The following is a 12,685-nucleotide window of genomic DNA, read 5'->3' on the forward strand; positions in this document are numbered from 1 at the left end:
AAACGAAGAGGAGGAGAAACGTCATGTCGGAAGTTGCGCGTTACACTCGTCGTATGGTGCTCGGCACGGGCTTGGCGATGGCGGCGACGGTCGCCCTCGGCGGCATCGCCTTCGCGGCGGACACGGTGAAGCTGGGCGTCAGCATCCCGGCCGCCACCCACGGCTTCACCGGCGGCATCGTCTGGTGGGCCAATCAGGCGAAGGCGGAGCTTGAGAAGGCCCATCCCAACCTGAAGATCACCGTCAAGACCGCCAGCGGCGCGCCGGAACAGGCGAACCAGCTTCAGGATCTGGTGACGGTGACCAAGATCGACTCGCTGGTCATCTTCCCCTTCGAATCCGCCGCCCTGACCCAGCCGGTGATGCAGGCGAAGAAGAAAAACGTCTATGTCACCGTCGTCGACCGCGGCCTGACCGACACCAGCGCCCAGGACGCCTACATCGCCGGCGACAATACCGCCTTCGGCCGCATCCCGGCCGAATACATCGCCAAGAAGTACAACGGCAAGGCCAACATCGTGGCGCTGCGCGGCATCCCGACCACGCTCGACAACGAGCGGTGGGAGGCCTTCACCGGCGTGCTGAAGCAGTATCCGGACATCAAGATCCTCGACGGCAAATACGCCAACTGGAACCGTGACGACGCCTTCAAGGTGACGCAGGACTTCCTGACCCGCTTCAAGGACATCGACGTCGTCTGGGCCGCCGACGACGACATGGCCTTCGGCGTGCTGAAGGCGATCGAGCAGGCCAAGCGCACCGACATCAAGGAGGTGTTCGGCGGCGCCGGGTCCAAGACGATGGTGAAGACCATCCTCGACGGTTCCAACCCGCTGATCCGTGCCGACGTGTCCTATTCGCCGAAATTCATCTACGACGCCATCAAGATGACCGCCGAAGCCCGCCTGAAGGGCGACAAGCTGCCGGCGACCTACATCATCCCGTCGGCGCTGATCACCAAGGAGAACGCCAAGGAGTTCTACTTCCCGGATTCGCCGTACTGAGTTCCGGCGAAGCCAGACACGCACCTAACCTCTCCCGCTCGCGGCCGGCCAAGGGTCGGTCCGGTTGTGGGGGAGGTTGAGGGGGCGGGTGGCCGACACCTCCCCCCATCAGGGAGCCAGACCCATGAAGACCATCAAGGGCCCCGCGATCTTCCTCGCCCAGTTCGCGGGCGACGCCGCCCCGTTCAACTCGCTGGACGCCATCGCCCGCTGGGCTGCCGGCCTCGGCTTCAAGGGCGTGCAGATCCCGAGCTGGGACCGCCGCCTGTTCGACCTGCACAAGGCCGCGACAAGTCAAACCTATTGCGACGAGGTCAAGGGCACGCTGGCCGATGCCGGCGTCGAACTGACCGAGCTGTCGACCCACCTGCAAGGCCAGCTGGTCGCCGTCCACCCCGCCTATGACGCGCTTTACGATGGCTTCGCCCCGGCGGAGGTCCATGGCCGACCCGAGGCCCGGCAGGCCTGGGCGGTGGAACAGCTGCACCTCGCCGCCAAGGCATCCGCAAACCTCGGCCTGACCGCCCATGCCACCTTCTCCGGCGCGCTGGCCTGGCCCTATCTCTACCCGTGGCCGCAGCGTCCGCCCGGCCTGATCGAGACCGCCTTCGACGAGCTGGCGAAGCGCTGGCGCCCGATCCTCGATGCCTTCGACGAGGCCGGCTGCGACCTCTGCTACGAAATCCACCCCGGCGAGGACCTGTTCGACGGCACCAGTTTCCAGATGTTCCTCGACCGGGTCGGCGGGCACGAGCGCTGCAACATCCTGTTCGATCCCAGCCATTTCGTCCTGCAACAGCTGGACTATCTCGGCTATATCGACGTCTTCCACGACCGCATCCGCATGTTCCACGTCAAGGATGCGGAGTTCAACCCGACCCCGTGGCAGGGCGTCTATTCCGGCTATGCGCCGTGGAAGGACCGGGCCGGGCGCTTCCGCTCGCTGGGCGACGGGCAGGTCGATTTCCGCGGCATCTTCTCCAAGCTGACCCAATACGGCTTCGACGGCTGGGCGGTGCTGGAGTGGGAATGCTGCATCAAGCATCCGGAACAGGGGGCCGCCGAGGGCGCCCGCTTCATCCAGGACCACATCATCCGCGTCACCGACCGCGCCTTCGACGATTTCGCCGATGCCGGGACCGACGAAGCGGCCAACCGCCGGATTCTCGGTCTGGGGAAAGGGGCATCATGAGCGCGGATCAATCGCCGGCATCCCGCAGGCGTTTAAGGCTGGGCATGGTCGGTGGCGGCCAGGGCGCCTTCATCGGCGCCGTCCACCGCATCGCCGCCCGCATCGACGACCGCTACGAACTGGTCGCCGGTGCCCTGTCCTCCAATCCGGAGCGGGCGCTGGCCAGCGGGGCGGAGCTGTTCCTGGCGCCTGACCGCTGTTACGACGACTTCCACAAGATGGCGGTGGCGGAGGCAGCGCGCCCCGACGGCATCGACGCGGTCGCCATCGTCACGCCGAACCACCTGCATTACCCGGCCGCAAAAGCCTTTCTGGAGGCCGGCATCCACGTCATCTGCGACAAGCCGCTGGTCCACACGGTGGCGGAGGCGGAGGAACTGGCCGCCTTGGTGCGACAGCGCGACCTCGTCTTCGTGCTGACCCACAATTACAGCGGTTATCCGATGATCCGGCAGGCCCGCGCCATGGTGGCGTCGGGCATGCTGGGCAGGATCCGGGTGGTGCAGGCCGAATATGCCCAGGACTGGCTGGCGACCAACCTCGAGGCCAGCGGGCAGAAGCAGGCCTCCTGGCGCACCGATCCGGCGCAGAGCGGCATCGCCGGCTGCATTGGCGACATCGGCACCCACGCCTTCCATCTGGCGGAGTTCGTCACCGGCCTCACCTGCACCGACCTCGCCGCCGACCTGAGCGCCTTCGTGCCCGGCCGGCGGCTGGACGACAATGCCCACATCATGATGCGCTTCGACGGCGGCGCCCGCGGCATGCTGTGGGCCAGTCAGGTCTCCCCCGGCACCACCAACGGCCTGCGCCTGCGCGTCTTCGGCGAGGCCGGCGGCCTGGAATGGCAGCAGGAACAGCCCAACGAGCTGCGTTTCACCCCGCTGGGCGAACCGACCCGTACATTGTTGCGCGCCGGGGCCGGCAGCCTGCCGGCGGCCACGTCCATCTCCCGCACCCCCGCCGGTCATCCGGAGGGCTATCTGGAAGGTTTCGCGCAAATCTACCGCGACGCCGCCGACCGTATCGCCGCCCGCTTGGACGGCCGGCCGGCCCCGGCCGACGTGCCGCTCCCGACAGTGGAGGACGGCGTGCGCGGCGTGCGCTTCATCCACGGCGCCGTGGAGTCCAGCCGCCGCAATGCGGCGTGGGTGTCGTTGGCGGGATAGTTCCCTGTGCTCCACCGAAATCCCCCTCTCCCCCCGGGGAGAGGGGATCTTGAGGCTTTTTGCGTTCGGGGCGGCGCGATGCGCAGAACCGGCAAAAGCCGTTCCGAAGAGGCAATCACCCTCTTCGCCCATTCCCTAACATCCGTTCATCACGACAGCCGGCGCGGTTCCCACCGGCCCCGCCCCGAACGGATTTCGCATGACCACCCAGGATTTCCATCCGTCCCGCCGAACGGTCCTGTCCGGCAGTGCCGCCCTCGCCGTTGCGGGCAGCGGTCTGCTGCCTGCGCTCGCCGGCCCGGCCGCCGCGTCCGAGAAGACGGCCACCCGCTCCGATTCGACCAAAGGAACCAAACCGATGCTCCAGGGCAGCTACGTCACCACCAAGGACGGCGTCCAGATCTACGTCAAGCAGTGGGGTCCGCAGACCGGCCAGCCGGTGGTCTTCAGCCATGGCTGGCCGCTGACCGGCGACGCCTTCGAAGACCAGATGATGTTCCTGGCCCAGCACGGCTACCGCACCATCGCCCATGACCGCCGCGGCCATGGCCGCTCGTCGCAGCCGGGCTTCGGCAACGATCTCGACCATTACGCCGACGATCTGGCCGCGGTGACCGAGGCGCTGGAACTGAAGAACGCCGTCCATGTCGGCCATTCCACCGGCGGCGGCGAGGTCGCCCGCTACATCGGCCGCCACGGCGTGTCGCGCGTCGCCAAGGCGGTGCTGATCGGCGCCATCCCGCCGATCATGGTGAAGACCGACTGGAACCCGGATGGCGTGCCGATGGAGGTGTTCGACGGCATCCGCGCCGGCGTGAAGGCCGACCGTTCGCAGTTCTTCAAGGATCTGACCATCCCCTTCTACGGCTACAACCGCCCGGGCGCCAAGGTTTCGCAGGGCGTCATCGACAGCTTCTGGATGCAGGGCATGATGGGCAGCCTGCTGGCCGAGTACGAGTGCGTCAAGGCCTTCTCCGAGACCGACCAGCGCGAAGACCTGAAGAAGATGATCGTCCCGACGCTGGTGATGCACGGCGACGACGACCAGATCGTCCCGATCGCCACCTCCGCCAAGGCCGCCGTCGCCCTCCTGCCGAAGGGCACGCTCAAGGTCGTTCCCGGTGCGCCGCACGGCATCTGCACCACCCACAAGGACATCGTGAACGAGGAACTGCTGGCCTTCATCCGGGCCTGACCGGATGGCGGATAACTGTCTTCATTTCAGCAACAATCATGTGCTGACTGGCAAGATTGTCCCACATCATAGCCTCGTGCCATTGTCCTTTCAGACGGCGGCGCCGACGAAAACGGCAGCCAACCCCTTCAAAACCCACGTGAAACAGGGAAAATCATGACCTTCAACGCCAAGTCGCTCATCAACGCCGACGACACCGTCTTCATCTTCATCGATCACCAGCCGCAGATGTCCTTCGGCGTCGTCAACATCGACCGTCAGCAGTTGAAGAACAACACCATCGCGCTCGCCAAGACCGCCAAGCTGTTCGGCGCCTCGACCATCGTGACCGCGGTGGAGACCGAGAGCTTCTCCGGCTACATCTGGCCGGAGCTGATGGACGTCCTGAAGCAGGACCCGATCGAGCGCACCTCGATGAACAGCTGGGACTCCGAAGAGCTGGTGGCCGCCGTCAAGGCGACCGGCAAGAAGAAGCTGGTCATCGCCGCGCTGTGGACGGAGGCCTGCCTGCTGTACCCGACGCTGTGCGCCATCGAGGAAGGCTTCGAGGTCTACATCGTCACCGACTGCTCGGGCGGCACCTCCAAGGAGGCCCATGACGCCGCGGTCCGCCGCATGGAGCAGGCCGGCGCCCATTCCATCACCGCGATCAACGTCCTGCTGGAAATCCAGCGCGACTGGGCCAAGCGCGAGAGCTATGACGGCGTGATGAACATCGTCCGCGAGCATTTCGGCGCCTACGGCATGGGCGTCGACTACGCCTACACCATGGTCCACAAGGCCCCGCAGCGCGGCGAGTTCCCGCACAAGGTGGTCGGCGGCCTCAAGCACGCCTGATCCGACATGTCCCGGTGCCCGGTTCCGGCCGGGCACCGGCCCCTATTTTCCAGACCGGGAGTCCGGACCCATGATGCCCTATCTCCTTTCGGCCGGCGCCGGCATCCTGGTCGGCGTCATCTATGCGCTGATCGGCGTCCGCTCCCCCGCGCCGCCGACCATCGCCCTGATCGGACTGCTCGGCATGCTGGTCGGCGAGCAGGTGGTGCCGGTCGTCAAGCGGCTGATCGCCGGCGAACCGGTCGTCGCCTTCATCCAGACCGATTGCGCCCGCCATGTGCTGGGGCCGCATGCCGGAGCGGAAACGCCGCCGGCCGTCAAGGCCACCGCCCAGACTGCCGCCCAGACTGCCGAAGGGGATAAGGCGTGAAGCCCTCAACCCCTGCTACCATCGACCGCCGCAAGGCGATGGCGGGAACCGCCGCCGCATCGCTGCTGGCATCGCCGCTGCTGTCCACCCTCGCGTCCAGACCCGGGAATGCCGCCATGCCGAACACTGCCGCCTCAGGCGACCTGATCCTCGTCAACGCCAAGGTCACCACGCTCGACCGCGCCAACCCGCAGGCCAGCGCCATCGCCATCCGCGACGGCCGCTTCCTCGCCGTCGGCACGGAAGCCGAGGTGCGCGCCGCGGCGCCGCAGGCGACGGTGATCGACGCCAAGGGCCGGCGGGTGATCCCCGGGCTGATCGACAGCCACATGCACATCATCCGCGGCGGCCTGAACTACAACATGGAGCTGCGCTGGGACGGCGTGCCGAGCCTCGCCGACGCCATGGCGATGCTGAAGCAGCAGGCGGCGATCACCCCGGCGCCGCAATGGGTCCGCGTCGTCGGCGGCTTCACCGAGCACCAGTTCGCCGAAAAGCGCCTGCCGACCATCGAGGAGCTGAACGCCGCCGCCCCCGACACGCCGGTCTTCATCCTGCACCTCTACGACCGCGCCCTGCTGAACGCCGCGGCCCTGCGTGCCGTCGGCTACACCAAGGACACGCCGAACCCGCCGGGCGGCGAGATCGTCCGCGACGCCGCCGGCAACCCGACCGGCCTGCTGCTGGCCCAGCCCAACGCGACGATCCTCTATTCGACGCTGGCCAAGGGACCGAAGCTGCCGCCGGACTACCAGCTGAACTCGACCCGCCATTTCATGCGCGAGATGAACCGGCTGGGCGTGACCGGGGTGATCGACGCCGGCGGCGGCTACCAGAACTATCCCGACGATTACGCCATCGTCGAGAAGCTGCATGCCGACGGCGAGCTCACCCTGCGCATCAGCTACAACCTGTTCACCCAGAAGCCGAAAGAGGAACTGGCCGACTTCGCCGGCTGGGCGTCGAAGGTCAAGCCCGGCGACGGCGACGACAGCTACCGCCACAACGGCGCCGGCGAGATGCTGGTCTATTCCGCCGCCGACTTCGAGGATTTCCGCGTCGCCCGCCCGGACATGCCGCCCAGCATGGAAGGCGACCTGGAGCCGGTGATCCGCCTCTTGGCCGAGAACCGCTGGCCCTGGCGCCTGCACGCCACCTACGACCAGACCATCAGCCGCGCTCTCGACGTCTTCGAGAAGGTCAACCGCGACGTCCCCTTCGACGGGCTGCACTGGTTCTTCGACCATGCCGAGACGATCAGCGACCGCAACATCGACCGCATCGCCGCACTCGGCGGCGGCATCGCCGTCCAGCACCGCATGGCCTACCAGGGCGAGTATTTCGTCGAGCGCTACGGCGCCAAGGCGGCGGAACAGACGCCGCCGATCGCCAAGATGATGGCGGCCGGCCTGCCTGTCGGCGGCGGCACCGACGCCACCCGCGTCGCCAGCTACAACCCGTGGGTCTCGCTGTCCTGGCTGGTGACCGGCCGGACGGTGGGCGGCCTCAGCCTCTATCCGCGGGCCAATCTGCTGGACCGCGAGACGGCGCTGCGGCTGTGGACGGAGGCCAACACCTGGTTCTCCAACGAACAGGGCAAGAAGGGCCAGATCAAGGCCGGCCAGCTCGCCGACCTCGCCGTGCTGTCCGACGACTTCTTCTCGGTGCCGGAGGACCGCATCGTCCACCTGACCTCCGTCCTGACCATGCTCGGCGGTGCCGTGGTGCATGGCGAGGGCGATTACGGCCCGCTGGCACCGCAACTGCCGAAGCCGATGCCGGACTGGTCGCCGGTGCGCAGCTTCGGCGGCTACTACAAGTCGGCCGACAGGAGTGCGGGTGACCAGCGCAAGGCTCTGGCCTCTGCCTGCGGCTGCGCCACCGGCTGCGGCGTCCACGGCCACGACCACGCCGCCGCCTATGCCGCCGACGTGCCGGCCGCCGACGTGCAGTCCTTCTGGGGTGCCTTGGGCTGCGGCTGCTGGGCGGTGTAAGGCGCGTTTCCCCTACAGCGGATCCCCTCTCTCCCCCCTGGGGAGAGGGCGATCATCGCGTCCCCTCACTCTCCGAAAACCGAAACGGCTCCCCCATGACCTTCCGCGACCTCGAACGCCCGGCGGAACGCATCGTCGACCGCATCCTCGACTGGGACGGCACCTGGCTGCTCGCCCGGCTGGCACTGGTGGGTGCCTACCTTCTCGGCGGCATGGTGAAGCTCACCGACTGGCCGGGCGCCGTCGCCGAGCAGGCGCATTTCGGCCTCACCCCGCCGGCCCTGTGGGCGGCCCTGACCATCCTGGTCGAACTGGTCGGCCCGCTGCTGATCCTGCTGGACCGCGCGCTGTGGCTCGGCGCCGGCGCGCTCGGCGTCTTCACGGTTCTGGCCGCCCTGATCGCCAATGACTTCTGGACGATGGCCGGGCCGGAGCGCTTCATGGCCACCAACGCCTTCTTCGAGCATATCGGGCTGGTCGGCGGCTTCGCGCTCGCCGCGATCATCTCGCGGATGCGCCGCCGTCTTGGTATGAACGCTTGAAGAAGGCAACTCCGGGCGTGGCGACGCCGACGGCCGCCTGACACCCGTTTCCTCTTCACGACAACAGAACAGCGGACCAGCAGCATGTCGCCTTCCGGTCAGTTCGAACTCGTTCTTGGCCTGATGGCGGCGATCATCGTGTTGGAATTGGCGGCCAAGCGCCTGCGCATGCCGCCGTCCGCCGTGCTGGTGCTGGGCGGCATTGCGCTCGCCCTGATCCCCGGCCTGCCGGAGATCACGCCCGATCCCGACCTGACGCTGCTGCTGTTCCTGCCGCCGCTGCTGTTCGCCAGCGCCTATTTCACGGTGTGGAGCGACTTCCGCGCCAACCTGCGCATCATCCTTCAGCTTGCGGTGGGAGCGGTCGCCTTCACCACGCTGGCGGTCGGGGTGGCCGCCCATCTGGTGATGCCGTCGCTGCCCTGGGCCGCCTGCTTCACGCTGGGCGCCATCCTGTCGCCGCCCGACGCGGTGGCGGCCAAGGCGGCGCTGAAGGGTTTGCCGCTGCCGCCGCGCATCGTCACCCTGCTGGAAGGCGAAAGCCTGGTGAACGATGCCACCGGGCTGGTGCTGTTCCGCATCGCCATCGCCGCCGGGATGACCGGCACCTTCAACGCCGGCCACGCCTCGCTGGAGTTCCTGTGGCTCGCCATCGGCGGGGTGGTGGCCGGGGTGGTGTTCGGCCATGTCGCGGCTTTGCTGCTCGGCCGCCTGCGCGACGTGCCGCTCAGCATCGTCGGCGGCTTCCTCGCCGCCTGGGGCAGCTATCTGGGCGGCGAGGCGCTGGAGGTGTCGGGCGTGCTCGCCACCGTCGGCTGCGGGCTGGTGATGGGCCGGCGCCAGCACGACCTGTTCACCGCACAGCTGCGCACCCACGCCAACGCGGTGTGGGCGGTGGCGGTGTTCCTCATGGAATCGATGGTCTTCATCATCATCGGCCTGTCGCTGCGCGGCGTGCTGGGCCGGCTGGAGACCGCCGGCACCGGCCTGACCGACCTCTTGCCCATGATCGTCGCCGTCACCCTGGCGATGGTCCTGTCGCGCTTCGCCTGGCTCTTCCCCTCGACCTACCTGCCCCGCTTCCTGTTCCCGGGCTTGCGGCGGCGTGATCCCTACCCGTCGGTGGCGGTGCCGGTGATCATGGGCTGGGCGGCGATCCGCGGCGTGGTCAGCCTGGCCGTCGCCCTGTCGGTTCCCGTCGAATTCCCCGGCCGCGACATCATCCTGGCGACCACCTGGGCGGTGATCCTGGTGTCGATCCTGGGACAGGCGACGACGCTGGCACCGCTGATCCGCAGGATGCGGCTGGGCGGCTTCACGCTGGAGCGGCAGCCGACCCTGTCGGAATCGGAAACCCGCATCCGCATGGCCCGCGCCGCGCTGGAGGCGGTGCGCAAGCGGTCCGGCACGCCGGACGGCGGCCAGCGCCATCCCCGCCTGCTCGAACAATACGGCCACCGCGCGACGATGGCCGAGCGCTTCCACGAGAGCGAAGGCATGCTGACGGAGGACCGGCGCGAGCATTTCGCCGCCGTCCTGGCCGCCAACCGCGCCGCCCGCGCCGAGATCCTGGGGCTGCACCGCGGCGGCCGCATCCACGACACGGTGCTGCACCGGCTGGAGGCGGAACTGGACCTTGAGGAACTGAGCGCCGAGCAGGCACTGGCGGAGGGGGAGGGCGTGGGATAACCCGCACTCCCCCTCGCGGAAAGATCCCCTCTCCCCGGGGGGGAGAGAGGGATTTTGGCGGGTTTTGGAATTCTCCCTACGCCGCCTCGCCCACCGGGGCGGGCTTCGCCGCGCGCAGGATCATGCCGAACAGGTCGCGCGGCTCGTCCGGGTCGGCCAGCATGTCCAGGTTCTCGTAGAACCCCGTCCCCGCCACCTTGTCGCGGACATAGCGCAGGGCGGAAAAGTCCTCCGTCGCGAAGCCGACCGAATCGAACAGCGTGATCTGCCGGGCATCGCGCCGCCCCACCGCCTGCCCGGTCATCACCGTCCACAGCTCCGTCACCGGATGGTCGGGGGCGAGCTGCTGGATCTCGCCCTCGATCCGGGTCTGCGGCGGATATTCGACGAAGATGTCCGAGCGCAGCAGGATGTCGCGGTGCAGTTCCGTCTTGCCGGGACAGTCGCCGCCGACCGCGTTGATGTGCACGCCCGCCCCGACCATGTTGTCGGTCAGGATGGTGGCATACTGCTTGTCGGCGGTGACGGTGGTGATGATCTGCGCGCCCTCCACCGCCTCCTCGGTCGACTTGCAGGCGGTGATCTCGAAGCCCTGGTCGCGCAGGTTGCGCACGCATTTCTGCGTCGCCACCGGGTCGATGTCGTAGAGCCGCAGCTTGCGGATCCCCAGCAACGCCTTGAAGGCCAGCGCCTGGAACTCGGCCTGGGCGCCGTTGCCGATGATCGCCATGCAGGTCGCATCCTTCGGCGCCAGATGCTTCGCCGCGACGGCGGAGGTGGCAGCGGTCCGCAGCGCCGTCAGGATCGTCATCTCCGTCATCAGCACCGGATAGCCGTTGCCGACATCGGCCAGCACGCCGAAGGCGGTGACGGTCTGCCGGCCCTCCCGCATGTTCTTCGGATGGCCGTTGACATACTTGAAGCCATAGGTGCGGCCGTCGCTGGTCGGCATCAGCTCGATCACCCCCTCCGCACTGTGCGAGGCCACCCGCGGCGTCTTGTCGAAGCTCTCCCAGCGGCGGAAATCCTCCTCGACATAGGCCGACAGCTCGGTCAGGAAGCGCTCCACGCCGATGTGCAGCACCAGCTTCATCATATGGTCGACGCTGACGAAGGGAACGAGGTTCAGGTTCGGGATCATTGTCGGACGCTCCGTTCGTTCAGAAGCTGCGGGTGGGATAATCGAGAACACGGCGTCCCATCAGGCTCGCCAGCAGTTCCACCATCAGGGTCGCGGTCCGCCCACGCTCGTCCAGGAAGGGATTCAGCTCGACCAGATCGACGCTGCTGACCATGCCGGTGTCGTGCAGCATCTCCATGATCAGATGCGCCTCGCGGAAGGTGGCGCCGCCGGGAACCGTGGTGCCGACGCCGGGGGCGATGCCGGGATCGAGGAAATCCACGTCCAGGCTGACATGCAGCAGCCCGTCCGCCTCCACCACCCGCTCCAGGAACGGGCGCAGCAGGGCGACGATGCCGTGCTCGTCGATCTTGCGCATGTCGTGGACGGTGATGCCGGAGGTCTCCAGCGCCCGCCGTTCGGCCGGATCGACGCTGCGGATGCCCATCATGCAGACATTGTGCGGGTCGAGCCGGGCCGGCGGCGGCGGGAAATAGCCGTCGAAGCCGGCCAGGCCGGTGGCGTAGGCCATCGGCACGCCATGCAGGTTGCCGCTCTCCGTCGTCTCCAGCGTGTGGAAATCGGGATGCGCGTCCAGCCACAGCACGAACAGCGGACGCCGCATCTCGGCGGCGCGCTGCGCCAGCCCGGTCAGGGTGCCGGCGGCCAGGCTGTGGTCGCCGCCCAGGAAGATCGGCATGGCGTCCTGCCCGGCGCTCGCCTCGAAGGCCACCTGCGACAGCGCCGCGGTCCAGCCCGCCACTTCCGGCAGGAATTTCAGCGCGGCGTTGCCATGCGACATCGGCCGCTGCGGCAGGGGTGCCACGTTGCCCAGGTCGGTGACGCTGTGGCCGAGGTCCGACAGCGCCTTCGCGATCCCCGCCGTGCGGTAGGCGCTGGGGCCCATTTCGCAGCCAAGCCGGCCCGCCCCATCCTGCACCGGCACGCCGACCAGCCGGCACTGCTTCGTCTTTGTCTTCTGGTAGGACATTGTTTGGTCTCTTGCCTGTTCCTCTCACCAGCAAACCACAGGCTCCCGGCGGAACGGACAGGGCAATTTGACAAATGTCGCGATCCAGCCTACCAAACTGAACAGCCAAGCTTGCCAGATTGTCGGAGTGCCTGAACCATGACGCTCGACCAGCTCGACGAGAAGCTCATCACCCTGCTGCGCCATGACGGCCGCCGCAGCATTTCCGACCTCGCCATCGAACTGGGCGTGTCGCGGGCGACGGTGCGGTCGCGGATGGAACGGCTGGAAAGCTCCGGCATCATCACCGGCTATACGGTGATCCTGCGCGCCGACACGGTGGAGGCACCGGTGCGCGGCATCATGCTGATCGAGGTGGAGGGGCAGGCCACCGACCGGGTGGTGCGGACGCTCAGCGGCTTTCCCGAGATCATGGAGATCCACAGCACCAACGGCCGCTGGGACCTGATCGTCGAGCTGTCGGCCGGCAGCCTGCCGGAATTCGACGGCGTGCTGCGCCGCATCCGGCTCATTCCCGGCATCACCACCAGCGAGACCAACCTGCTGCTGAACACCCCGCGCAGCACCCGTGCCCGGCTGTAG

The 12,685-nt window shown here is 67.8% G+C and carries 12 protein-coding genes; 10 read left to right on the forward strand and 2 right to left on the reverse strand.

The features are described 5' to 3' along the window. The first annotated feature begins 23 nt into the window (after nucleotides 1–23). From J2848_RS17225 to J2848_RS17265, 9 genes are all read left to right on the forward strand, one after another. Entirely contained in the window at nucleotides 24–1,004 is a 981-nt protein-coding gene (locus J2848_RS17225; RefSeq protein ID WP_149232256.1) for a substrate-binding domain-containing protein, read from the forward strand. A 124-nt stretch (nucleotides 1,005–1,128) separates the two neighbouring features. Next, a complete protein-coding gene (locus J2848_RS17230) occupies nucleotides 1,129–2,196 on the forward strand; it encodes a sugar phosphate isomerase/epimerase family protein (RefSeq protein WP_149232255.1) in 1,068 nt (355 codons plus the stop codon). After that, the gene (locus J2848_RS17235; RefSeq protein WP_149232254.1) at nucleotides 2,193–3,365 is read left to right on the forward strand and encodes a Gfo/Idh/MocA family protein; all 1,173 of its coding nucleotides are present in this window, start codon (nucleotides 2,193–2,195) and stop codon (nucleotides 3,363–3,365) included. The genes J2848_RS17230 and J2848_RS17235 overlap by 4 nt, the downstream gene beginning before the upstream one ends. Nucleotides 3,366–3,564: 199 nt before the next feature. After that, nucleotides 3,565–4,560, forward strand: coding sequence for an alpha/beta fold hydrolase (locus tag J2848_RS17240; RefSeq protein WP_149232253.1), 996 nt, complete (start codon nucleotides 3,565–3,567; stop codon nucleotides 4,558–4,560). Between the two features lie 156 nt (nucleotides 4,561–4,716). After that, nucleotides 4,717–5,397, forward strand: coding sequence for a hydrolase (locus tag J2848_RS17245; RefSeq protein ID WP_149232252.1), 681 nt, complete (start codon nucleotides 4,717–4,719; stop codon nucleotides 5,395–5,397). Between the two features lie 70 nt (nucleotides 5,398–5,467). Then, nucleotides 5,468–5,767 (forward strand): XapX domain-containing protein, encoded by a 300-nt coding sequence (locus tag J2848_RS17250; protein ID WP_149232251.1) that lies wholly within the window; start codon nucleotides 5,468–5,470, stop codon nucleotides 5,765–5,767. Further along, nucleotides 5,764–7,761 carry an amidohydrolase gene (locus J2848_RS17255; RefSeq protein ID WP_246193943.1) on the forward strand — a complete coding sequence of 666 codons (1,998 nt, stop codon included), beginning with the start codon at nucleotides 5,764–5,766 and terminating at the stop codon, nucleotides 7,759–7,761. Before J2848_RS17250 ends, J2848_RS17255 begins: the two co-directional genes overlap by 4 nt. Before the next feature lie 95 nt (nucleotides 7,762–7,856). Beyond that, complete coding sequence (locus J2848_RS17260; protein WP_149232250.1) at nucleotides 7,857–8,303, forward strand: DoxX family protein; 447 nt, start codon at nucleotides 7,857–7,859, stop codon at nucleotides 8,301–8,303. A gap of 84 nt (nucleotides 8,304–8,387) precedes the next feature. Beyond that, nucleotides 8,388–9,992, forward strand: a complete 1,605-nt coding sequence (locus J2848_RS17265; protein ID WP_149232249.1) for a Na+/H+ antiporter — start codon at nucleotides 8,388–8,390, stop codon at nucleotides 9,990–9,992. Between the two features lie 76 nt (nucleotides 9,993–10,068). On the opposite strand, the gene ocd is transcribed toward J2848_RS17265, so the two are convergent. Together ocd and rocF are read right to left on the reverse strand one after the other, a co-directional pair. Beyond that, the gene (ocd, locus tag J2848_RS17270; RefSeq protein ID WP_149232248.1) at nucleotides 10,069–11,133 is read right to left on the reverse strand and encodes an ornithine cyclodeaminase; all 1,065 of its coding nucleotides are present in this window, start codon (nucleotides 11,131–11,133) and stop codon (nucleotides 10,069–10,071) included. A gap of 19 nt (nucleotides 11,134–11,152) precedes the next feature. After that, nucleotides 11,153–12,103 (reverse strand): arginase, encoded by a 951-nt coding sequence (gene rocF, locus J2848_RS17275; RefSeq protein ID WP_149232247.1) that lies wholly within the window; start codon nucleotides 12,101–12,103, stop codon nucleotides 11,153–11,155. A 138-nt stretch (nucleotides 12,104–12,241) separates the two neighbouring features. Between rocF and J2848_RS17280 the strand changes: the two genes are divergently transcribed. After that, the gene (locus tag J2848_RS17280; RefSeq protein ID WP_098736358.1) at nucleotides 12,242–12,685 is read left to right on the forward strand and encodes an Lrp/AsnC family transcriptional regulator; all 444 of its coding nucleotides are present in this window, start codon (nucleotides 12,242–12,244) and stop codon (nucleotides 12,683–12,685) included.

It is taken from the genome of Azospirillum lipoferum (assembly GCF_024170005.1).
Classification (GTDB): domain Bacteria; phylum Pseudomonadota; class Alphaproteobacteria; order Azospirillales; family Azospirillaceae; genus Azospirillum; species Azospirillum lipoferum.

What these genes read in the sequence shown, in the direction of transcription:
- J2848_RS17225 (WP_149232256.1), top strand. Translation starts at nt 24, where the DNA reads ATGTCGGAAGTTGCGCGTTACACTCGTCGTATGGTGCTCGGCACGGGC.
- J2848_RS17230 (WP_149232255.1), top strand. Translation starts at nt 1,129, where the DNA reads ATGAAGACCATCAAGGGCCCCGCGATCTTCCTCGCCCAGTTCGCGGGC.
- J2848_RS17235 (WP_149232254.1), top strand. Translation starts at nt 2,193, where the DNA reads ATGAGCGCGGATCAATCGCCGGCATCCCGCAGGCGTTTAAGGCTGGGC.
- J2848_RS17240 (WP_149232253.1), top strand. Translation starts at nt 3,565, where the DNA reads ATGACCACCCAGGATTTCCATCCGTCCCGCCGAACGGTCCTGTCCGGC.
- J2848_RS17245 (WP_149232252.1), top strand. Translation starts at nt 4,717, where the DNA reads ATGACCTTCAACGCCAAGTCGCTCATCAACGCCGACGACACCGTCTTC.
- J2848_RS17250 (WP_149232251.1), top strand. Translation starts at nt 5,468, where the DNA reads ATGATGCCCTATCTCCTTTCGGCCGGCGCCGGCATCCTGGTCGGCGTC.
- J2848_RS17260 (WP_149232250.1), top strand. Translation starts at nt 7,857, where the DNA reads ATGACCTTCCGCGACCTCGAACGCCCGGCGGAACGCATCGTCGACCGC.
- J2848_RS17265 (WP_149232249.1), top strand. Translation starts at nt 8,388, where the DNA reads ATGTCGCCTTCCGGTCAGTTCGAACTCGTTCTTGGCCTGATGGCGGCG.
- ocd (WP_149232248.1), bottom strand. Translation starts at nt 11,133, where the DNA reads ATGATCCCGAACCTGAACCTCGTTCCCTTCGTCAGCGTCGACCATATG.
- rocF (WP_149232247.1), bottom strand. Translation starts at nt 12,103, where the DNA reads ATGTCCTACCAGAAGACAAAGACGAAGCAGTGCCGGCTGGTCGGCGTG.
- J2848_RS17280 (WP_098736358.1), top strand. Translation starts at nt 12,242, where the DNA reads ATGACGCTCGACCAGCTCGACGAGAAGCTCATCACCCTGCTGCGCCAT.